The 21,776-nt window shown below is 43.5% G+C and carries 22 protein-coding genes; 4 read left to right on the plus strand and 18 right to left on the minus strand.

The annotated features are described in order from the left end of the window. Positions 1–57: 57 nt before the first annotated feature. Together C7E02_RS14775 and pckA are read left to right on the plus strand one after the other, a co-directional pair. Positions 58–1,923: an ABC transporter ATP-binding protein gene (locus tag C7E02_RS14775; RefSeq protein ID WP_334293807.1), complete on the plus strand. Its 1,866-nt coding sequence runs from the start codon at positions 58–60 to the stop codon at positions 1,921–1,923. 149 nt (positions 1,924–2,072) lie between these two features. Next, positions 2,073–3,677: a phosphoenolpyruvate carboxykinase (ATP) gene (gene pckA, locus C7E02_RS14780; protein ID WP_105309985.1), complete on the plus strand. Its 1,605-nt coding sequence runs from the start codon at positions 2,073–2,075 to the stop codon at positions 3,675–3,677. Between the two features lie 200 nt (positions 3,678–3,877). Here the strand turns inward: pckA and C7E02_RS14785 are convergent, their stop codons facing one another. From C7E02_RS14785 to C7E02_RS14865, 18 genes are all read right to left on the minus strand, one after another. Beyond that, positions 3,878–5,047: an iron-containing alcohol dehydrogenase gene (locus C7E02_RS14785; protein ID WP_105309986.1), complete on the minus strand. Its 1,170-nt coding sequence runs from the start codon at positions 5,045–5,047 to the stop codon at positions 3,878–3,880. Positions 5,048–5,089: 42 nt separating this feature from the next. After that, positions 5,090–5,557, minus strand: a complete 468-nt coding sequence (locus C7E02_RS14790) for a hypothetical protein (RefSeq protein ID WP_105309987.1) — start codon at positions 5,555–5,557, stop codon at positions 5,090–5,092. A gap of 24 nt (positions 5,558–5,581) precedes the next feature. After that, positions 5,582–6,094: a GNAT family N-acetyltransferase gene (locus tag C7E02_RS14795; protein WP_105309988.1), complete on the minus strand. Its 513-nt coding sequence runs from the start codon at positions 6,092–6,094 to the stop codon at positions 5,582–5,584. A gap of 87 nt (positions 6,095–6,181) precedes the next feature. After that, a complete protein-coding gene (locus C7E02_RS14800) occupies positions 6,182–7,156 on the minus strand; it encodes a type II CAAX endopeptidase family protein (RefSeq protein WP_105309989.1) in 975 nt (324 codons plus the stop codon). Positions 7,157–7,189: 33 nt separating this feature from the next. Further along, the gene (locus C7E02_RS14805) at positions 7,190–7,777 is read right to left on the minus strand and encodes a GNAT family N-acetyltransferase (RefSeq protein WP_105309990.1); all 588 of its coding nucleotides are present in this window, start codon (positions 7,775–7,777) and stop codon (positions 7,190–7,192) included. Beyond that, complete coding sequence (locus tag C7E02_RS14810; RefSeq protein WP_105309991.1) at positions 7,774–8,496, minus strand: NAD-dependent protein deacylase; 723 nt, start codon at positions 8,494–8,496, stop codon at positions 7,774–7,776. The genes C7E02_RS14805 and C7E02_RS14810 overlap by 4 nt, the downstream gene beginning before the upstream one ends. Positions 8,497–8,508: 12 nt before the next feature. Next, positions 8,509–9,162: an HAD family hydrolase gene (locus C7E02_RS14815; RefSeq protein ID WP_105309992.1), complete on the minus strand. Its 654-nt coding sequence runs from the start codon at positions 9,160–9,162 to the stop codon at positions 8,509–8,511. Positions 9,163–9,213: 51 nt separating this feature from the next. Further along, positions 9,214–9,696, minus strand: coding sequence for a MarR family winged helix-turn-helix transcriptional regulator (locus C7E02_RS14820; RefSeq protein WP_186279117.1), 483 nt, complete (start codon positions 9,694–9,696; stop codon positions 9,214–9,216). Positions 9,697–9,838: 142 nt separating this feature from the next. Further along, positions 9,839–11,539, minus strand: coding sequence for an acetyl-CoA carboxylase carboxyltransferase subunit alpha (locus tag C7E02_RS14825; RefSeq protein WP_105309994.1), 1,701 nt, complete (start codon positions 11,537–11,539; stop codon positions 9,839–9,841). A gap of 44 nt (positions 11,540–11,583) precedes the next feature. Further along, positions 11,584–12,924: an acetyl-CoA carboxylase biotin carboxylase subunit gene (locus C7E02_RS14830; protein ID WP_040015523.1), complete on the minus strand. Its 1,341-nt coding sequence runs from the start codon at positions 12,922–12,924 to the stop codon at positions 11,584–11,586. Positions 12,925–12,933: 9 nt separating this feature from the next. After that, entirely contained in the window at positions 12,934–13,362 is a 429-nt protein-coding gene (gene fabZ / locus C7E02_RS14835; RefSeq protein WP_022278876.1) for a 3-hydroxyacyl-ACP dehydratase FabZ, read from the minus strand. 9 nt (positions 13,363–13,371) lie between these two features. Next, positions 13,372–13,854 (minus strand): acetyl-CoA carboxylase biotin carboxyl carrier protein, encoded by a 483-nt coding sequence (gene accB, locus C7E02_RS14840; RefSeq protein WP_105309995.1) that lies wholly within the window; start codon positions 13,852–13,854, stop codon positions 13,372–13,374. 14 nt (positions 13,855–13,868) lie between these two features. Further along, on the minus strand, positions 13,869–15,125 hold the full coding sequence (fabF, locus tag C7E02_RS14845) for a beta-ketoacyl-ACP synthase II (protein ID WP_005333189.1): 1,257 nt from the start codon (positions 15,123–15,125) through the stop codon (positions 13,869–13,871). 31 nt (positions 15,126–15,156) lie between these two features. Further along, positions 15,157–15,894: a 3-oxoacyl-[acyl-carrier-protein] reductase gene (gene fabG, locus C7E02_RS14850; protein WP_105309996.1), complete on the minus strand. Its 738-nt coding sequence runs from the start codon at positions 15,892–15,894 to the stop codon at positions 15,157–15,159. A gap of 34 nt (positions 15,895–15,928) precedes the next feature. Further along, positions 15,929–16,837 carry an ACP S-malonyltransferase gene (gene fabD, locus C7E02_RS14855; protein ID WP_105309997.1) on the minus strand — a complete coding sequence of 303 codons (909 nt, stop codon included), beginning with the start codon at positions 16,835–16,837 and terminating at the stop codon, positions 15,929–15,931. Positions 16,838–16,858: 21 nt separating this feature from the next. Next, on the minus strand, positions 16,859–17,806 hold the full coding sequence (gene fabK / locus C7E02_RS14860; RefSeq protein WP_105309998.1) for an enoyl-[acyl-carrier-protein] reductase FabK: 948 nt from the start codon (positions 17,804–17,806) through the stop codon (positions 16,859–16,861). Between the two features lie 64 nt (positions 17,807–17,870). After that, positions 17,871–18,098, minus strand: a complete 228-nt coding sequence (gene acpP, locus C7E02_RS19435; RefSeq protein ID WP_005333177.1) for an acyl carrier protein — start codon at positions 18,096–18,098, stop codon at positions 17,871–17,873. Positions 18,099–18,113: 15 nt separating this feature from the next. Then, positions 18,114–19,106, minus strand: a complete 993-nt coding sequence (locus tag C7E02_RS14865; RefSeq protein ID WP_005339505.1) for a beta-ketoacyl-ACP synthase III — start codon at positions 19,104–19,106, stop codon at positions 18,114–18,116. A gap of 211 nt (positions 19,107–19,317) precedes the next feature. On the opposite strand from C7E02_RS14865, the gene C7E02_RS14870 reads away from it, so the two are divergent. Then, on the plus strand, positions 19,318–20,436 hold the full coding sequence (locus C7E02_RS14870; RefSeq protein WP_022278882.1) for a DUF4317 domain-containing protein: 1,119 nt from the start codon (positions 19,318–19,320) through the stop codon (positions 20,434–20,436). Between the two features lie 116 nt (positions 20,437–20,552). Then, entirely contained in the window at positions 20,553–21,776 is a 1,224-nt protein-coding gene (locus C7E02_RS14875) for an NRAMP family divalent metal transporter (protein ID WP_022278883.1), read from the plus strand.

Genomic DNA, 21,776 nt, shown 5'->3' on the forward strand with positions numbered 1-21,776 from the left:
AAATATGAAGATATGACAGAACATAAAAAAAATAACAGACCTGAAAAGAAACCAAAAATGGATGCCACAACAATCGCCACCGGAAAACGGCTTCTGAAATATGTAATGGACAGCTACAAATATCAATTTATCCTTGTGTTCATCTGCATCCTGCTGAGTGCAGTTGCTTCTATCTCGGTATCTCTGTCTCTGAAATATCTGCTGGATGATTTCATCATTCCGCTGATTGGACAAAAAAGTCCAAACTACACCGAGCTTTACCAGGCACTGATGGTTCTCGGAACTATTTTCCTGATCGGAGTAATTGCAACATTTACCTATACAAGAATGATGGTATACATTGGACAGGGCGTGTTAAAAAAAGTGCGCGACGATATGTTTGAGCACATGCAGACACTGCCAATCCGCTACTTTGACCAGAACACGAACGGATCTATCATGAGCCTTTACACGAACGATACTGATACATTAAGACAGATGATCAGCCAGGCTATCCCACAGGCACTGATGTCATTTTTCACTATCGTCGTAACATTTATCTCCATGCTCGTGCTAAGCCCGCTTCTTACCGTCCTTGCAGTACTCATCATCGGGGTTCTGATCTCTGCAACAAAGGCTATCGGCGCAAACAGTGGAAAATATTTCATCCGTCAGCAGATGGCGCTGGCAGATGTGACTGGATTTATTGAAGAGCGTATGAACGGGCAGCGTGTCATCAAAGTCTTCAATCACGAAGAAATTTCAGAAAAAGAGTTCGACGAACTAAATGACGCATTGTTCGAGTGCGCTGCAAATGCAAACAAATATGCAAATATGATGGGACCGGTCATCGGAAACATCGGGAACCTCCAGTTCGTACTGACTGCAGTTCTCGGCGGACTGCTTTCAGTTACTGGTGTGGGCGGTATTACCATCGGTGTCATCGCTTCTTACCTGCAGTTTACAAAGAGCTTTACCCAGCCATTCATGCAGGTTGCACAGCAGTTCAATTCCATCGTCATGGCACTTGCAGGAGCAGAACGTATCTTTAAGCTCATTGACGAAGAACCGGAACAGGATACCGGTTCTGTCACACTGGTCAATGCAAAAAAAGATGAGAATGGAGCGATTACTGAATGCACAGAACGTACCGGTATGTGGGCATGGAAAAAGCCTGCTGACGAAAATGGTGCTGTGACTTATACTGAACTGACCGGAGATGTAAGATTCAAAGATGTAACATTTGGATACGATGAAGACAAAATTATTCTTCATGATATCAGCCTCTTTGCCAAACCTGGCCAGAAGCTGGCATTCGTAGGATCTACGGGCGCCGGTAAGACAACGATCACCAACCTGATCAATCGTTTCTACGACATTCAAAGCGGTGAAATCCTTTATGACGGCATCGACATTACAAAAATCAGAAAAGATGACTTGCGCCGTTCCCTCGGAATCGTTCTTCAGGATACACATTTGTTCACCGGAACGATCAAAGACAATATCCGTTACGGTAAACTGAATGCCACTGACGAAGAAATCTACCATGCTGCAAAACTTGCTCACGCGGACCAGTTCATCCAGATGCTGCCAAATGGTTACGATACATTACTAAGCGGTGACGGTGAGGAATTGTCCCAGGGACAAAGACAACTTCTGTCTATTGCAAGAGCCGCTGTTGCCGATCCACCGGTACTGATTCTGGACGAGGCAACATCAAGTATTGATACCCGTACCGAGAGTATCGTACAGAAAGGTATGGACAATCTGATGAAGGAGCGTACCGTATTTGTTATCGCACACAGACTGTCCACAATTCGCAACAGTAACGCAATTATCGTCCTGGATCACGGTCGGATCATCGAACGCGGTGATCACGATGACCTGATTCAGCAAAAAGGAACCTATTATCAGCTTTATACCGGAAAATTGGAACTTTCCTAGGAAAAAATTGGTAATTTTGCACCGGAGGAATTTGTTAAAAATTTATTGATTTTGGAAATTAATAATGTATAATTAAATATGAATGGGGGAAATGTTCCAGCTATCGACCATTTCCCTTATTACATTTAAGAAAAGAGGTTTGGTTTAAGATGGCAGAAATCAATTTAAGCAAGTATGGTATTACTGGAACTACAGAAATCGTGTATAACCCTTCCTACGAGTTATTATTTGAGGAGGAGACAAACCCTGAACTTGAAGGTTACGAAAAAGGACAGGTCAGTGAACTCGGTGCAGTAAATGTAATGACAGGCATCTATACAGGACGTTCTCCTAAAGACAAATTTATCGTTATGGACGAAAATTCAAAAGACACAGTATGGTGGACATCTGATGAGTACAAGAATGACAATCATCCAGCTTCTGAAGAGACATGGAACGCTGTAAAGGATCTTGCGATCAAAGAACTCTCCAACAAAAAGCTTTATGTTGTAGATGCATTCTGCGGTGCTAACAAAGATACCCGTATGGCAATTCGTTTTATCGTAGAAGTAGCTTGGCAGGCTCATTTCGTTACAAATATGTTCATTCAGCCAACTGAAGAGGAACTTAAAGATTTCGAGCCAGATTTCGTTGTATATAATGCTTCTAAAGCTAAAGTTGAAAACTACAAAGAGTTAGGCTTAAATTCAGAGACAGCTGTATTATTCAACATCACAAGCAAAGAGCAGGTTATCGTAAACACATGGTATGGCGGAGAGATGAAAAAAGGACTGTTCTCTATGATGAATTACTTCCTTCCACTGAAGGGCATCGCTGCTATGCACTGCTCAGCTAACACAGATAAGAATGGTGAGAACACAGCAATCTTCTTCGGACTTTCCGGAACAGGTAAGACAACACTTTCCACAGACCCGAAACGTCTTCTGATTGGTGACGATGAGCACGGTTGGGATGACAACGGAGTATTCAACTTCGAGGGTGGATGCTACGCTAAGGTTATCAACCTTGATAAAGAGTCTGAGCCGGATATCTACAATGCAATTAAGCGCAATGCTCTTCTTGAGAACGTAACACTTGACGCTGAAGGAAAGATTGATTTTGCTGATAAGAGCGTAACAGAGAACACTCGTGTTTCTTACCCGATTCAGCATATCGAGAACATTGTACGCCCGATTTCTTCTGCACCTGCAGCTAAAAACGTCATCTTCCTGTCAGCAGACGCATTCGGCGTACTTCCTCCAGTATCTGTACTGACACCAGAGCAGACACAGTACTACTTCCTGTCAGGATTTACAGCAAAACTTGCCGGAACAGAGCGTGGAATCACAGAGCCTACACCTACATTCTCAGCTTGCTTCGGACAGGCATTCTTAGAGCTGCATCCTACAAAATATGCAGAAGAGCTTGTTAAGAAGATGGAGAAGAGTGGAGCAAAGGCTTACCTTGTAAATACAGGATGGAATGGAACAGGAAAACGTATCTCCATCAAAGATACTCGTGGTATCATCGATGCAATCCTGAATGGAGATATCAAGAGCGCTCCAACTAAGACGATTCCTTTCTTCAACTTTGAAGTTCCTACGGAACTTACAGGTGTTGATACAGGAATCCTTGATCCTCGTGATACTTACGCTGACGCTTCCGAGTGGGAAGAGAAAGCAAAAGATCTTGCCGGAAGATTCATCAAGAACTTCGCAAAATACGAAGGAAACGAAGCTGGAAAAGCACTCGTATCCGCTGGACCACAGTTATAAAAATTATAAAGACAATACAATACAAAGCTCCCGGGTTTTTACATCAACCCGGGAGCTTTTTCATTGTAAAATCTATTACTTAGTCCGTTTCAGTTTTGCAATTGACTTCTTCATGCACCACAGGCAGGTCGGAACACTGTAACAGCATGCTGCAATCCATGCTGCCTGATCCGCAAAACAGATTGCTGTAATAGATGTGATTATTTACACATCTTGAATATATTGACAACATCTTCCTTTGTAAGTGGTTTAAAAGCATCTTTCAATCCACCGATTCGTACAGCTTTCTCTGCCATAACTTCAAAATTCGTTTCATCAATTCCAATCTCTGAAAATGTACTTTTCAGTCCCAGTGTCTGATATAAAAATTCTGCCGTCAATTTAATACTTTTCTTTGCCACCTGCATCGGCTCCATGGATGGGTCCAAACCAAATACATTACAGCCAAACTGATAATATCTGGATACCGTAGTATCATCCAGACAATATTCCATCCAGCGCGGAGTCAAAATAGCCAGTCCCAGCCCATGCGTAATGTCATAGATTGCCGATAATTCATGCTCCATCGGATGGCAGCTCCATGCCTGGCATTTTCCACCGTCTATAAATCCATTGATTGCCCAGGATGATGCCCACATCAGATTTGCTCTTGCTTCATAGTCTTCTGGATTCTTCATCGCAACTGGTGCATATTTTATAATTGTCTTAATCAGACCTTCCATAACTGTATCCAGCATATAAAGATCTTTTTCCATGTTAAAATAAACTTCAAATATATGACTTAACATATCTGCAGATCCACAGGCTGTCTGATATGAACTCACGCTATAAGTGAGCGTTGGATCCAGGAAAGATACCTTCGGCTGCATAACATCGAATCCCATTCCAATCTTATCTTTTGTCTTTGGATTGCTGATCACACCTCCGTTATCCATCTCTGAGCCAGTCGCTGCCAATGTCAGAATATCGACAATTGGAAGACATTTTTTTACATCTACTTTACCTTCCAAAATATCCCATGCATCTCCATCATGAAATGTTGCAGCTCCAATAAATTTTGTACAATCAATTACGGAACCGCCTCCTACTGCAAGCAGAACATCTATCTTTTCTTTCTTACAGATTTCTGCTCCTGCATTTACAGAAGAAACTCTTGGATTTGGTTCAATTCCGGATAACTCAAATAACTCTAATCCAGCTTTTTTAATTTCTGCTACAACTTTGTCATATAATCCGGATTTCTTAATAGAACCGCCTCCATAAGTCATCAATACCCTTGTTCCGAATTTTTTCAATTCTTCCCCAAGATGTCCCAGTTGATTTTCTCCAAAATACACTTTCGTAGAAATATTGTACACAAACTGATTCATTTTATAATTCCTCCTTTGGTATTCATTTTGCATATTGTTTTTTCAATTTTTTTTGCTACGCACGATCTGTGCACGCATTCCCATGTTCGTGAATTCCTGGAAAAGTTTCACGGCCTCTTCCTCGGTAATTCCATCTTTTGCTGAAAATGGAGTCTGGGACAACTGTTTTTTCCTGCTGAATCCATATTTCCGTGCTAACTGCACAAAATCACTTCTCTGACCAAAATAATCAACTACACGCCCAAGTACAATAACCTGTCTAGACGGAAATTTCGGAATGGTACATTCTTCTGGCATCGGCAGTATCTTATATTCTGCCTGATAATAGTCTAATGCAGTCTCAAAATATCCCGTACATTCCTCATCCAGATTCTCATACAATACAACCGGGACATTTGATACAATCTGGTCTGCATCTTCTTTCGGAATCGCTGTCATAATCTGAAGATATTTTGAGATTTCAATATTGTGATTGTTGCAATTTAAAAGCTGTATCTGATATGTCTTCATAGATTTCCTCTCGTATATTACTATTTATAATATGTATCTCATCTCATGCCATTCTTCATCGCCCCATACAGAAGCAGAGATACCTTCGTCTTTGTAGCCCATTTTTTTATACATTTCCACTTTCTGTTCAAGGCATGTCAGTTTCAGCATCTTACGTCCGTTTGCCTGCTCACGCTTTACGTACTGGTTCATGATTTCTCTTGCAAGACCCTGCCTGCGGTATTCTGGCCGGACATCCAGCCCCAGAATGAAAATATTCTTTCCTTCCGAATTATGTACGGTAATATCTGTGAAAAACTCATCACGAAATGCTTCTTCATCTGTTGCCAGTCCATTTAAAAAGCCTGCGATCGTTCCAGTCTCTTTGTCTACTGCAACAAGAAAAAGCTCCGGTGCATGTTCCACTCTTTCAAACATATCTTTTTTAGAACATACCTCATGTGGTGGAAAACAGATCTTCTCAATCTCTGCTACTTCCTCTGCTTCATTTGCCCTGACAGATCGAAATTCGAATCTGTCTAATACATTTGCCGCCATCTTTATTCCCTCCCTATACTTTAATTGCCGACACTATATGATGTTGGAGGGAAAAGCCCCCCATTCAAGAATGCCGCTTTATCTTTGTTAAAAATGCAGACCTTGTATCGTACCTGCTACAATCATCATTCCTCCGGTTACAGCCAGGGCAAGGGCAAGTGCCAGCCAGATGAACTGTTGTTTGCGTTTTTCTTTTGGAAATAATTCTTTTGGATAACCTTCCCGCCCAAGATGTAACACGTGATTGCCCAGATACAAAATTGCCAGCCCCACGCCGCCATCTATCATATAAATTCCCATAAATGCCGGTGAAAGCTGAGAAACCTGGCTGGTTGCTGTATCCATTACAAAGTTCCACATTCCACTTCCATTCATTCCAAGTGCTCTTGCCATCAGCTGCATCAAAAACTGCATCCCATAAAGCACCAGTACCGGAATGATATTATTGATCGCATGAAACATCACATTATAAAACATGTTGTTCGTCTCATAGACAAGATATCCGAGTACAATTCCAAGGAGAAATGTTGGAAAAAATCGTATGATACTTCCATGAAACAGACCAAACACTGCCGCTGTAACTATAATTGGAATCCATTTTCCGTGTGTCTGATTCCAAATAGAATTAAAAAATACACCACGAAACACTGCTTCTTCACAGATTGCCGGTGCAATTCCAACAACTATAATTGCTACTATCATGGAGGAACTTGTGAACATACTGCTTAATCCGATTGATGTTTCAGTAACCATCTCCGGAGCAATATACATTTCAATCATGGTCACAACAGAAATTGCCTGACTCGCACCAAAGTAAATCAGTATCGTCCCCATGACCTCCGTAAGCTTTGGCTTATGAATCGGAAACACCGACCGGAATTTTCCGCCAAACACTGCCACTGCTCCAACTGCTATGCCCAGTAAAATCAATTCTCCGATCAAAGACCGTCCCATTCCTAACCATTGCGGCAGAAAGTCACTGAACACAAATACTTCCAGACCTGCCAGGATGATTACCAGTAATCCCTGCCAAAGTCTTAACTGTTTTTTCTCATTTTCCATATATTTCACCTTACCATCCAAGTCTGCTGTATTCTAGTCCTTCAACATGTCCGCATCAAATTTCTTTGGAAACGTTTGAATTTCTTCATGAATTCCAATGATTTTCTCCATCCATATCATATTGTACCAGCGATGGAACTTGTATCCACATTTTTCAAATTCTCCTATCCTACGATAGCCAAGATGTTCATGAAACTGTGCACTGTTCTTTGTCAGATACTCATCGTCTTCCTCGGGATATCCAATACATGCTTCCATATTTAAAATTCCCATTTCTTTCAGACAATGTTCCAATGCACTATGAAGTTTTTTTCCTATTCCCATACGTTTACAATTCTGATCTACATATATGGAGGTTTCCACCGCCCAGGCATAAGCTGCGCGCTCCTTAAATGGACTGACATATGCATACCCCACGATTTTTCCATCATGTTCTGCCACCAGATATGGATATTTTTCAAGTGTATGTGCAATTCTATCACGAAATTCCTCTGGGGAGGGAACTTCATATTCAAATGTAATTGCAGTTTCCCTGACATATGGTGCATAAATCTCCAACAATTCTTCTGCATCATCTAATGCTGCAACACGAATCACGATTTCTTTTTTTAATGTACTCATACTGTAATCTGACTCAATACCTCCCCGATCGGTGCGGCAATTGTAAGTTCTGCACGAACTGATTTTGCCGTATCGCCCTTATTGATCACGACAAGATGTTTTCCTTTAAAATAATCTACAAATCCAGCTGCCGGATAAACGACCAGCGATGTTCCCCCTATGATCAGTGTGTCTGCCTGGCTGATCGCACGGATACTCTTGTCAATCATATTTTCATCCAGACTTTCCTCATAAAGCACGACATCCGGCTTGATCACTCCTCCACACTCACAACGTGGAACTCCTTTGCTGTTCTTTACATATGCTGCATCGTAGAATTTTCCGCATTTTTGACAGTAATTGCGATGAATACTTCCATGGATCTCATATACATTCTTACTTCCTGCTGCCTGATGGAGTCCGTCAATATTCTGCGTAATGATTGCTTTAAGTTTTCCTGCCTGCTCAAGTTCTGCCAGCTTTTTATGCGCGGCATTCGGCTTCGCATCTAAAAACATCATCTTTTCTTTGTAAAATTCATAAAATCCTTCTGTATTGCGCTTAAAGAAGGTATGACTGACGATCTGTTCCGGTGAATACTTGTATTTCTGCTGATACAGGCCGTCCGCACTTCGAAAATCCGGAATATTGCTCTCTGTAGATACTCCTGCTCCTCCGAAAAAGACAATATTTTCACTGTCATCAATGATTTCCTGCAACTCTTCGATTTCTTTATTCACAAAATCATCTCCCTATTTTACATTTTCCAGCCACTCAATGATCTGACCCAGATCCTCCAGACTGGCTGATGCATGTTCCAGTACCTCTTCCGGCACATCTACCATATCATGAATATAAATCGTTTCTCCACCGGCTGCGATTCCTGCCATGACTCCCGGTGTACTGTCTTCAACTACCAGACACTCCTTCGGATCGCGTCCGATCGCTTTTGCTGCATTCCAGAAAATATCCGGTTTGGGTTTACTTGCTTTTTGCGTGTCTCCATAGATAAATGCTGCAAAATATTCTGCTATTCCTGACATTTGAAGAACTTTTTCTCCACGCGATTGTCTTGTAGAAGTTGCAACTGCTGCCGGAATCTTCTTTTCTTCCAAATAGGAAAGGAGATCCATAAGCCCCTTCTTTTTAGGAACTCCGTCCCGCGCAAGCATCTCCATAAAAATCTCATCTTTTCGCTGTCTTGCTTCTTCATAACGAAATTCTCTGCCAAATGTATCTTCAAATATTCCCCTGATAATCGCTGCCGTCTTTCCCCGGCACTGATTCAGAAGTTCTGTCGTAATGGAATACCCCATCTCTTCTCCGACTTGCTTCCACGCAATCGTATATAGCCTCTCTGTATCAAACAAAGTGCCATCCATGTCAAATATCACGCCTCGGATCATATTGTACGCCTCACTCTTCTATACGTTCTCTCATCATCAGTCATTTTTTGTCTATTCTTTATCCATGCTGTCTGACGATTTTCCTTTGCTTTCTCTTGTATAATCGGTAAAGAATCCAGTCAGTGCGTCCAGCGTCTTTAACAGTACCGGAATCTCGCTCTCATCTAACTTGTCCACAATGGCCTGTGTCATCTGCTTATGATAATCTTCGTGATGATGATATGCATTTTCCCCTTTTTCCAGAAGACGCACATACACGACCCGTCGATCCTCTTTGCTGCGGAACCGGTCAACATAACCCTTTTTCACAAGACTATTCACAGCAGTTGTAAGTGATCCTACTGTAATATTCAGCTTCTTTGCAATGGTAGACATATTATTGCCCTCTCCAAGTCCGATTGCCTCTATGACGTGCATATCATTGTTGGTAATATCTTTAAATTCATCCGTAATAATTGCCTTACCTTCTACCTCCCAGATCTCATTGATCAGATTCACCAGGACATAGTTAATTGTTGCATATACATCACTCATTCGCACTGCTCCTTCATCCTTTACTTGCTTTTCATTATAGACGTTTTTTGTCAAAGAAGTCAACCTGCTCCTGCATTCCTTCTGAATTCTCTGACACTTGCATTTTACAGACAACTTTGTACTGATATATTTCAGATTCTGCTTACATCCGACGGAAGCGTTCATATCGGGAATCCACTAATTCTTGGATGTCTTTGTTTGTATATTCTTCCAGATACCCTTCGATATTTTTCTCCAGTTCATCTGCAATATTGCTCATCGTTTCTGCTGTAAAATGTTCTGGTTCTGCAAACACCTTCTCTACAATCCCCATTTCTTTTAAATCTGCTGCTGTCAGACGCATAACTTTTGCAGCCTGCGCAGCTTTCGTACTGTCCTTCCATAAAATGCTTGCAAAGCCTTCTGGTGAAAGAATGGAATAAATGGAATTCTCCAGCATCCATACCTGGTCTGAAACCGCCATTGCAAGTGCACCGCCGCTTCCACCTTCTCCGATAACAATACTAAGTATCGGGGTCTTCAGCGCTGACATCTCATACAGATTTCTTGCAATCGCCTCTCCCTGGCCACGCTCTTCTGCGGAAATTCCGCAAAAGGCTCCCGGCGTATCTACGAAGCAAATGACCGGGCGGTGGAATTTTTCTGCCTGCTTCATAAGACGCAATGCCTTCCGGTAGCCTTCCGGTGACGGCATACCAAAATTGTGTCCGATATTCTCTTTTGTATTCTGCCCCTTCGCCTGGGCAATGACTGTCACTGCTCTTCCGTGAAAGGTTGCGATTCCTCCGACAATTGCCGGATCATCGGAAAAATACCGATCTCCATGCAGTTCTATAAAATCCTGGAACAAAGCTTCTATATAGTGGCCTGCAACCGGGCGGTCATTTCTTCTGGAAATCTGTACACGCTCCCAGGCTTCCAGAGTTTTTGATCTGGTTTTTCTATTTTGAAATTCTTTTGTCGCTTTTTCGACTTTTTCATTTCCAGTCTGATGCATTTTCAGGATTTTTCCCAGCGTCTGCCGCATCTGCTGGCGTTCTACAATCTGGTCTACAAATCCATGTTCTTTTAAGAACTCGGATCTTTGGAATCCTTTCGGAAGTTTCTGACCAATCGTCTGCTCAATGACACGAGGACCTGCAAATCCAATCAGTGCTCCCGGCTCTGCCAGTATGATATCTCCAAGCATAGCAAAACTTGCCGTCACGCCACCGGTTGTTGGATCTGTCAGCACCGTAATATAAAGAAGTCCAGCGTCGCTGTGACGTTTCAGTGCAGCGGATGTCTTTGCCATCTGCATCAAAGACACGATTCCTTCCTGCATTCTTGCTCCGCCAGAGCATGTAAAGATGATAACCGGAAGCTTTTCTTCTGTCGCACGTTCTACCATCCTTGTAATTTTCTCACCTACGACTTCTCCCATACTCGCCATTAAAAAACGTCCGTCACAGACTCCAAGCGCTGTCTCAATTCCATGAATTGCAGCTTTTCCAGTCACCACTGCCTCATCTAATCCAGTTGTTTGTTTTAATGCTTCCACCTTTTCCGGATACCCTTTGTATCCAATCGGGTTCGTATTTTCAATTCCTCTGTCCCACTCTTCGAACGTATCCTCATCTGCAATTGACCGGATCCGCTCCGGTGCCGGCATGCGGAAATATCCATGACATTTCGGGCAAATATATCCGCCTGTTATAACGTCCTCTGTAATAATTGCTTTCTGACATTTGTTACATTTACACAGAAGTCCCTCCGGAACTTCCGGGCTTTGGTGTTTCCCACCGATATGCCCTTTTTTTCCGGAAGGACGTCTTGTTTTCTTAAACATATTATCTAACTTCATATGTCCACTCCTTATACTCTTTCACTCCACGGTTGTTGTATACCTTAATGCTTTATAGTATCTATGAAATTCACATTAAACTCTCCGGATTGATATACCGGGTTATTTAATAATTCATAGAGATAATCCACATTCGTGTCGATGCCCTCAATAATAACCTCTCCAAGTGCGCTCTGCATTTTCTGGATTGCTTCATCCCGGTTCTTCGCCCAGACAATGAGCTTTGCAACCATGGAATCATAATATGGAGAAATGCTGCATCCACTGTAAATTGCAGAATCTACACGGATTCCTTTTCCTCCCGGCAAATGAAGATCTGTAATAGTTCCAGGCGACGGCCGGAATCCTTTTTCCGGATTTTCCGCATTGATCCGGCACTCAATGGCATGCCCATTGATTTCAATATCCTGTTGAGTAAATGACAGCTTCTGTCCATCTGCAATACGAATCTGTTCTTTGATCAAGTCAATTCCAGTCACCCACTCAGTCACCGGATGCTCCACCTGAATTCTGGTATTCATCTCCATAAAGTAAAAGGCATCATTGTTCTCTAAAAGAAATTCAATGGTTCCTGCATTGACATAGCCTGCGGCTTTCGCAGCTTTTACTGCTGCCTCTCCCATCTTCTTTCGAAGCTTTGAAGACAACGCCGCTGACGGAGCCTCCTCGATCATTTTCTGATGATTTCTCTGAATAGAGCAGTCACGTTCTCCGAGATGCACTACATTTCCATAGGAATCTGCCAGAATCTGAAATTCGATATGTCTCGGCTCCTCCATAAAATGTTCAATATACATGGTATCATCGCCAAATGCCATCTGACTTTCCTTCTGTGCGGTCTGAAAGCTTTGCGTGAATTCTTCTTCGGAATATGCCACACGCATGCCTTTTCCACCTCCGCCGAGGGCAGCTTTTATAATAACCGGGTAACCGATTTCCCGTGCAAGCAAAAGTCCGGTATGCACCTCACAGACTGGCTCCTTACTTCCTGGGATGACCGGAACACCTGCTGCTTCCATCGTATTTCTTGCTTCCTGCTTATTGCCAAGCTTTGCAATGACATTTGCCGGCGGTCCGATAAAGGTAATTCCGCACTGCTCACACAGTTCTGCAAATTTACTGTTCTCTGACAAAAAGCCAAAACCCGGGTGAATGGCGTCTGCCCCACTCACCACCGTTGCACTGATAATATTCTCCATACTTAAATAACTCTGAGATGACGGTGCCGGTCCGATACAGACCGCCTCATCTGCAAGCTTTGTATGAAGGGCTTCTGCGTCTGCCTCTGAATATACTGCAACCGTCTCAATTCCCATTTCCCGGCACGCACGGATAATCCGAACTGCAATCTCACCACGGTTCGCAATCAAAATCTTCTTAATCACACAGATCACCTACCCTACTGCAAATGTCAGTACCGCGCTGACTACTTTTTTACCGTCCACTGTAGCGACAGCCTCTCCGACACCAATCGGTCCTTTTTTCCGGATAATTCTTGTTTCCAGACGAAGCTTGTCCCCCGGCACGACCTTGCCTTTGAATTTGCATTTATCAATTCCGCCAAAATATGCGACTTTTCCCTGATTCTTTGGCTCACTTAAAATCGCTACCGCACCTGCCTGTGCCAGCGCTTCCACGATCAGCACACCCGGCATGACCGGCTCCTGTGGAAAATGTCCGGCAAAGAACTCTTCCCGGTAGGAAACACATTTGTACGCCACTGCATACTCACCCGGCTCGTAATCTTCTACATAATCCAATAACAGAAACGGATGTCTGTGAGGTATGATTTCCTGAATCTGTTTAATATCCAAATGTTTCATGATAACCTCCTACGCAATTCTGAATAATGGCTGGCCATACTCTACTGCCTGACCATTCTTTACAAGAATCTCCGTGACTGTTCCATCAAAATCACTCTCGATTTCATTCATCAGCTTCATGGCCTCGATAATTGCAACCGACTGACCTTTTTTCACGGAATCGCCAACCTGAATAAATGGCTCTGCATCCTCTGCCGGAGCCGCGTAAAATGTTCCCACAAGCGGAGCTTTGACTACATTTCCAACAGGAGCCGGCTCAGATATCCCGGTCTGTTTCTGTACTTCTTCTTCTAAATCTGTGGCCGCTTTAGAAGAAGCACCTGTAACTTTCACAGCTTCCGGTGTAACAGCCTGCATTGGCGCAGTCGTTCCCATCACCAGGTTCTCTTTCTTATTCAGCTGCAATTTTATACCATTTTCTTCATATTTAAATCCAGTCAGGTCTGACTCAGAGACTTTATCAATCAGTTTCATCAACTGTTCTACGTCCATTTCCAGGTTCCCCCTTACGCTTCATACTTCTGAATTAAAATTGTTGCATTGTGTCCGCCAAATCCAAGTGAATTGCTCATGGCTGCCTTGATTTCTTTCTCTACCGGACTTCCAATTGCATAATTTAAGTCACATTCTTCATCGGCCTCTTTTGTTCCGACCGTCTGATGGATAAATCCATCTTCCATGCTTTTGACACAAGTAATAAATTCTACTCCGCCTGCTGCTCCAAGCAAGTGACCGATCATGGATTTCGTAGAATTGATCACCACGTCTTTCGCTGCCTCGCCAAATGCTTTCTTAATGGCGCGTGTCTCGAACAGGTCATTGTGATGGGTACTTGTTCCATGGGCATTGATGTAATCTACCTGTGCCGGTGTAATCTGGGCCTCTTCCATGGCAAGCTCCATTGCCTTCGCTGCACCGCTTCCGTCTTCTGCCGGAGAAGTAATATGATAAGCATCCCCTGTACATCCGTAACCGGTCACTTCTGCGTAAATCTTTGCCCCACGCGCTTTTGCATGCTCCAGCTCTTCCAGCATTACAACTCCCGCACCTTCACCAAGTACGAATCCATCCCGGTCTTTATCAAATGGAATGGAGGCACGAAGTGGATCGGTAGAAGCAGAAAGTGCTGTCAGTGCTGTAAATCCGGCAATACCAAGTGGGCATACACAGCCTTCGGTTCCTCCTGCAAGCATCATATCTGCGTCACCATACTGGATTGTACGGAATGCATCACCAATACAGTTCGTTCCTGTGGCGCAGGCAGTTACGACATTGCTGCATTTTCCACGGAATCCTAACTGAATTGACACATTTCCCGCTGCCATATTGGAAATCATCAAAGGCACCATAAGCGGATTCACTCTTGCCGGTCCCTTGGTCAGAATTTTTTCATAGCTCTGCTCTGCTACCTGAAGACTTCCAATTCCAGAACCAATCATCACGCCAGCGCGAAATGGGTCTTCTTTTTCAATCTCCAGTCCAGAATCTTCATAAGCTTCTCTGGCTGCTGCAACCGCATATTGAGAAAATGCTTCCATACGTCTGGCTGCTTTTTTATCCATATGATCTCCCGGCACAAAGTCTTTGACTTCTGCTGCCAGTTTTACTTTATAATCTGTAGTGTCGAACTTTGTGATCTCACCGATTCCAACCTTACCTTTGCGGATTCCGTCCCAAAATTCAGCTACACTATTTCCAATTGGAGTAATTGCACCAAGTCCGGTCACGACCACTCTTCTTTTTAAGACTTTATTATTTGCCATCTTTTTTGTACTCCTTCTCCTGCATCACTTTCTACATTACCATGCCGCCGTCTACATGCAGCACTTGTCCGGTAATATAAGAAGCATCTTCCGATGCGAGAAATGCAACTGCTTTTGCCACCTGCTCAGGCACTCCAAATTTTCCAAGAGGAATCTGGGCAAGCGTAGTCTCTACAACCTTTTCCGGCAGGCTCTGCGTCATATCTGTGTCAATAAATCCAGGAGCTACTGCATTCACAGTAATTCCTCTGGAGCCAAGCTCTTTTGCCACAGCTTTTGTAAGTCCGATGATTCCGGCCTTGGAAGCTGCATAATTGACCTGTCCTGCATTTCCAGACACACCAACTACAGATGAAATATTCACGATGCGCCCGCTTCTTTGCTTTAACATCTGTCTGGATACCGCCTGGATTGTATGAAATGCGCCTTTTAGATTCGTATCTAACACAGCGTCAAAATCTTCTTCTGACATCCGCATCAACAGACCATCTCTTGTAATACCTGCATTATTCACCAGCACATCCAGATGTCCGTATTCCGCGATCACATTTCCAATAAATTCTTTACATGCCACGTTGTCAGAAACATCACATTTATATATAGAAGCTTCTCCTCCATTTTGCTCAATTTCTGTCTTTAATTCCTGTGCTTTTTCCTCGCTGCCACAGTAATTGATCACAACATACATGCCCGCTGCTGCCAGCTCTCTTGCGATTGCCGCGCCAATTCCACGGGAAGCTCCTGTCACAACTGCTACCTTTTTTTCCATTTTATTTATAACTCCTGTCATTTTCGCCTTGTTTCTATATGATCTTTTCCAGATCTTCCCATGTTGTTACATTGCAGACCTTGACGCTTCGGTCAATCTTTTTCATAAATCCTGCCAAAGTCTTGCCCGGTCCGATTTCGATAAATGTATCAACTCCATCTGCGATCATTTTCTCCATGCTCTGTTGCCAGCGAACGGACGATGTAAGCTGTGCCACAAGTAATCCCGGACTCTTACGAACATCCGTAACTGCTTCTGCCGTCACATTTGTAATATAAGGGATCATAAGCTCATGAAATTCTGTCTTATCTAGCTCCATTTCCAGTTCCTTTGCCGCCGGGAGTAAGAGCGTAGAATGAAACGGACCACTAACATTTAACATTACGGTACGTTTTGCACCCGCCTCTTTCAAATGTTCTGCCGCTTTTTCAACTGCTTTTGTTTTTCCTGTAAGAACAATCTGACCCGGACAGTTATAGTTCGCTACAGATACACCTTCCATCTCTGCTGTCACTGCTTCGATTTTCTCTGCATCTAATCCAAGAATCGCGCACATAGCGCCTTCTCCTGCCGGAACTGTATGCTGCATCAAAATTCCACGTTTTCTCACAAGGCGGATCGCATCGATCGGCTCCAGCCCGCCGGCCACAGAGATGGCTGCGTATTCGCCAAGGCTCAGTCCCGCTGTAATATCTGGTTTTACTCCACGTTCCATCAGAACTTCTGTCATGGCAAGGCATGTTGTTACCATTGCCGCCTGTGTATATTCTGTCTGGTCTAAGAGATTATTTTCCTCAAAACACAATGCTTTCATATCCAGCCCCAGCCGTTCGCCTGCTTCATCAAAGAGCTTTCTGACACTGGCGCTGTTTTCGTAAAAATCTGCACCCATGCCACATTTCTGCGCCCCTTGTCCCGGATAGATAAATGCAATCTTACTCATATATTTCTTATCCTCCAATTACTACACTTCGGTTTCATACAGATTCAGAGTGCCTATCAAAGCGTCTGTTTCTCTGACCAGTTTTTGGATCAATGACTGACAGCTCATCTGCTCATTTACCAGTCCCGCGATCTGGCCTGACATGACACTTCCAGTCTTCACATCACCGTCTACGACAGCTTTTCTAAGACCTCCAAGAGTCATAAGTTCCAACTCTTCAAATGGAGCACCTTCCTGTTCCATCTTCAAGTATTTCTTTGTCATCTCATTGCGAAGTGCCCGTACCGGGTGTCCTGTTGTACGTCCTGTGACTCTTGTATCAATGTCACTTGCCTTTAAAATCTTATCCTTATAATTCTGATGCACCTGTGCCTCTTCTGTGACAACAAATGCAGTTCCCATCTGTACAGCCTTTGCTCCCAGCATAAATGTTGCTGCAATTCCTCTTCCGTCTCCGATTCCACCTGCGGCAATAACCGGAATATCGACTGCATCAACGACCTGTGGTACAAGTGTCATAGTCGTGCTCTCTCCGACATGTCCGCCAGACTCGCAGCCTTCTGCAACAATTGCATCGGCTCCTGCCCGCTCCATACGTTTCGCAAGAGCCACAGAAGCAACAACAGGAATTACTTTCACTCCTGCTTCCTTCCACATTTCCATATATTTTCCCGGACTTCCGGCTCCAGTCGTCACGACCTGGACACCTTCTTCCACAATTACTTTCGCAACATCAGCCGCATAAGGGCTCATAAGCATAATATTCACTCCAAATGGTTTGTCCGTCAGCTTGCGTGCTGCCCGTATCTGCTCGCGCACCCACTCTGCCGGAGCACTGGCGGCACCAATAAGTCCAAGACCACCTGCTTCTGAAACAGCAGCCGCCAGATGATGCTCAGCTACCCATGCCATACCACCTTGGATGATCGGGTATTTTATTCCGAGAAGTCTTGTTATTTCTGTCTGCATCATTTGTTTCCTTTCTTGCATTCACACTTCTAAAAGAGTCAGCAATCTGTCGAAGGCTATATCTTTATTCTTTATGTGCTTCCACGTATTTCACTACGTCGCCGACTGTTTTGAGTGTCGGAAGGTCTTCTTCCGGAATTTCGATCTCATATTCATCTTCTAATGCTGTTACCATCTCGAAGAGGTCTAAGGAATCTGCGTCTAAATCCTCTTTGAAATCTGCACTCTCTGTAACCTTCTCCACATCAATTGCTAAATTCTCTGCGATAATCTCTCTAATCTGCTCTAACATAATTTTTTTCTCCTTTTACCATTCAATAATTGTTGCGCCCCAGGTCAGGCCTGCCCCGAATCCTGCCAGCACGATTTTCTGTCCTCGTTTTAATCTTCCGTCTCTGTTCATTTCATCTAACAGAATCGGAATACTTGCGGAAGATGTATTTCCATACTCTTCCATGTTCATTGGGAATTTTTCGACCGGTTCGCCCATGCGTTTTGCTACAGCTTCCAGAATTCTCCGGTTCGCCTGATGTAAAATGTACCAATCGATTTCTTCTGGTTTTACTTCATTTTTTTCCAGCACTTCCTGAATGACTTCCGGTACCTGCTTAATCGCAAACCGGAATACTCCCTGACCGTCCATCTGCATGAGATAGTCTTCACTGTTCAAATGTTTCCCGCCAATCTCATCATTTTTCTGAAGAGGAAGTCCATTCTCCTCTCGCTTACTGTGACACAAAAGCGCCTCTCCTCGAGTCCCGTCAGAATGTGCCGCCGGAATATAACTGGCTCTTTCATCTTTTTTTATTACTGCTGCACCGGCGCCGTCTCCGAAAAGAATACACGTCCCACGGTCCTTCCAGTTCGTCAGCCTGGACAGCGATTCACTTCCTACGATCAGAACTGTCTGATAAATCCCACTTTCTATGTATGCCAATGCTGTATTGTATGCCAGTACAAACCCGGTACATGCTCCATTTAAATCAAAACAGACTGCTTTGTCTGCACCAATGGCCTTTTGCACTTCGCATGCACCACATGGAATAATGACATCCGAAGAAATCGTGGACATCAGAATCAGATCCAGTTCTTCTGGTAAAACTCCTGCATTATCAAGAGCTCGTTTTGCAGCTTCATTCGCCATGGACACGGTCGTCTCTTTCACTGCAATATGGCGTCTCGCAATTCCGGTCCGTTCTCTGATCCATGAATCACTTGTCTCTACAAGCTCTGCAACCCCATCATTATCCATAACATAATCCGGGACACAGGAGCCTGTTCCACAAAATCTTGCACTCATATCTTTCCTTTCTGAAGTTTTTCTTTGAACTTCAATTTATTTGAGTTTCAATTATTTTGACTTTCAAAGTATACATAACAAAAAAAGCTTTGTCAAGAACATTTTTCTTAAATCCGACTTTTCTCCTCTTCTAAAACCCATTGATTTTCCCCCGAAAACTCTCTATACTATCTTTTATGGTAACTATATCGTAAGGGAGTGTATCTGATTTATGAATAAAAAAGAAGTTTTGGAGATCCGCAAGCAGTTTACCCCGGAAAACTGCACAATTACCCGTATCTGCGGCTGTTATGTGGATCATGAAAAAGAGAAAAAAATGGAGATGAAAAAAGCTTTTCTTTCCATGCCGGAGGAAGAAGCTTTCAAGTATTTTGACATTTTCAGGCATACATTATCCGGAACTGTTGGCAAGAACCTGATGACTATGGAATTCCCGCTGGACCAGGAGCTGGAAGGCGGCGCGCAGGAGCTCCTTTTAAGGCTGCGCGATACGAAGCTTACTGATGATCTGCTTTTGGAAGAATTCTACGACAAGGTTATTGAGAACTACGAATTCGCGGAAAACTACTATATTATATTGATTCATGCTGCATACGACGTGCCAGGGAAATCTTCCGATAATATGGAAATGTTTGACGCTTCCGATACCGTATATGAACATATCATGTGCAGTGTCTGCCCGGTAAAATTGACGAAAGCCGGACTTACATATAACGCCGAAAAGAACAATATTGAAGACCGTATCCGTGACTGGTTCGTGGAGATGCCTGCGACCGGTTTTCTCTTCCCGGCTTTCCAGGATCGTGCAAGTGACGTTCATCACGTCCTGTACTACTCCAAGAAACCAGAAGATCTCCAGCCTGACTTTATTGCAAATGTACTTGGCAATATTACACCGCTTACTGCAAAGGATCAAAAGACAACGTTTCAGTCTCTTGTCAGTGATACACTCGGTGAGGATTGTGACTATGACACCGTCCGCAATATCCACGACAATCTGAATGAACTTATGGAAGAAGCTAAGGAATCTCCTGACCCACTGGAGCTGTCCCGCCCAGACGTGAAACACCTGTTAGAGCGAAGTGGAGTCCCGGAAGAAAAAATGGAACATTTCGATAAGAATTTTGAGGAAGCTGTCGGTGAGAAAAATACTCTCCTTGCTTCCAACATTGCCAGTGTCAAAACTTTCCAGATTGAGACACCTGATATTGTAGTAAAAGTTAATCCGGAAAGATCCGACCTCGTAGAGACCCGTGAAATCGATGGAAGACGCTGTCTTGTCATCGCGATTGACGATCATCTTGAGGTAAATGGCATCGAAGTCCGTTAAAATGTGGTTAAAAACAGAAAGTTTTTCTAAACTTTCTGTTTTTTATTTGCGTATTTTCCCGAGTTTCTGTATAATTGTATACTATACAAAATGATTTATCGAAAGGAAGAGTAGTTATGGAGAAAAACACAAACAAAAAAAGTGCCAGTGCTCTCATTGGTGCAGCGTTTCTTATGGCAACCTCTGCAATTGGTCCTGGATTTCTTACACAGACCGGACAGTTCACAGGAAACCTCAAAGGAAGCTTTGGCTTCGTAATCTTAGTATCAGTTATTTTAGCAGCAATCGTTCAGCTTAATGTATGGAGAGTCTTATGCGTATCCGGTATGCGTGGTCAGGACGTTGCTAACAAAGTCCTGCCAGGTCTTGGATATGTGATTGCATTCCTCGTTGTAGCCGGCGGACTTGTATTCAACATTGGTAACGTTGGCGGCGGTGCCCTCGGATTCAACACCTTGCTTGGCATCCCGACTACATATGGCTGCTTCCTCGCAGGAGCAATCGCAATCTGTGTATTCCTTTATAAAAATGCATTAGATGCAATGGACACACTGACAAAAATTCTTGGTGGTATCATGATCGTCGTTATTTTTGTTGTCATCCTGATTGTAAAACCACCAGTAGGAATGGCTGTCAAGGAAACATTTGTACCAACTGCTCCTATGGACAGTATCTTCCCTGCAATTCTGACACTTCTTGGCGGAACTGTTGGCGGATACATCACATTTGCCGGTGCACATCGTCTGATCGATGCCGGTATTACAAAAGAAGAGAATTTAAAAGAGATCACCAAGAGTTCTGTTATGGGAGTCGGAATTGCAACGATCGTCCGTATCTTACTTTTCCTTGCAATCTTAGGCGTTGTTGTTGAGACTGCAACTTCCCCGGCTACAACTCTTGATGCAAGCAACCCGGCTGCCGACGCATTTTTACAGGGTGCAGGTCAGATCGGATACCGTTTCTTCGGACTGGTACTTTTGTGTGCGGCTGTTACATCTATCATCGGATGCGCCTACACATCTGTATCTTTCCTGAAAACTTTCAGCAAGACAATTGCCAACAATGAAAAATGGTTCATCGTAGGATTTATCGCTCTTAGCACCGTTGTTATGGCTCTCATCGGACAGCCTGCAACTCTGCTCGTATTAGCAGGTGCCCTCAACGGACTGATCCTTCCTATTACATTGGGAGTATGTCTGATCGCATCTCAGAAGAAGTCTATCATGGGCGAGAACTACAAACACCCGATCGTGCTTCTAATCCTTGGAATTATTGTAGTTGTAATCTCTGCATACCTTGGAATCACTTCCCTTGGAAAGCTGAGCGCACTGTTCGGATAA

The organism is Dorea sp. Marseille-P4042 (assembly GCF_900290215.1).
GTDB classification, from domain to species: domain Bacteria; phylum Bacillota; class Clostridia; order Lachnospirales; family Lachnospiraceae; genus Dorea; species Dorea formicigenerans.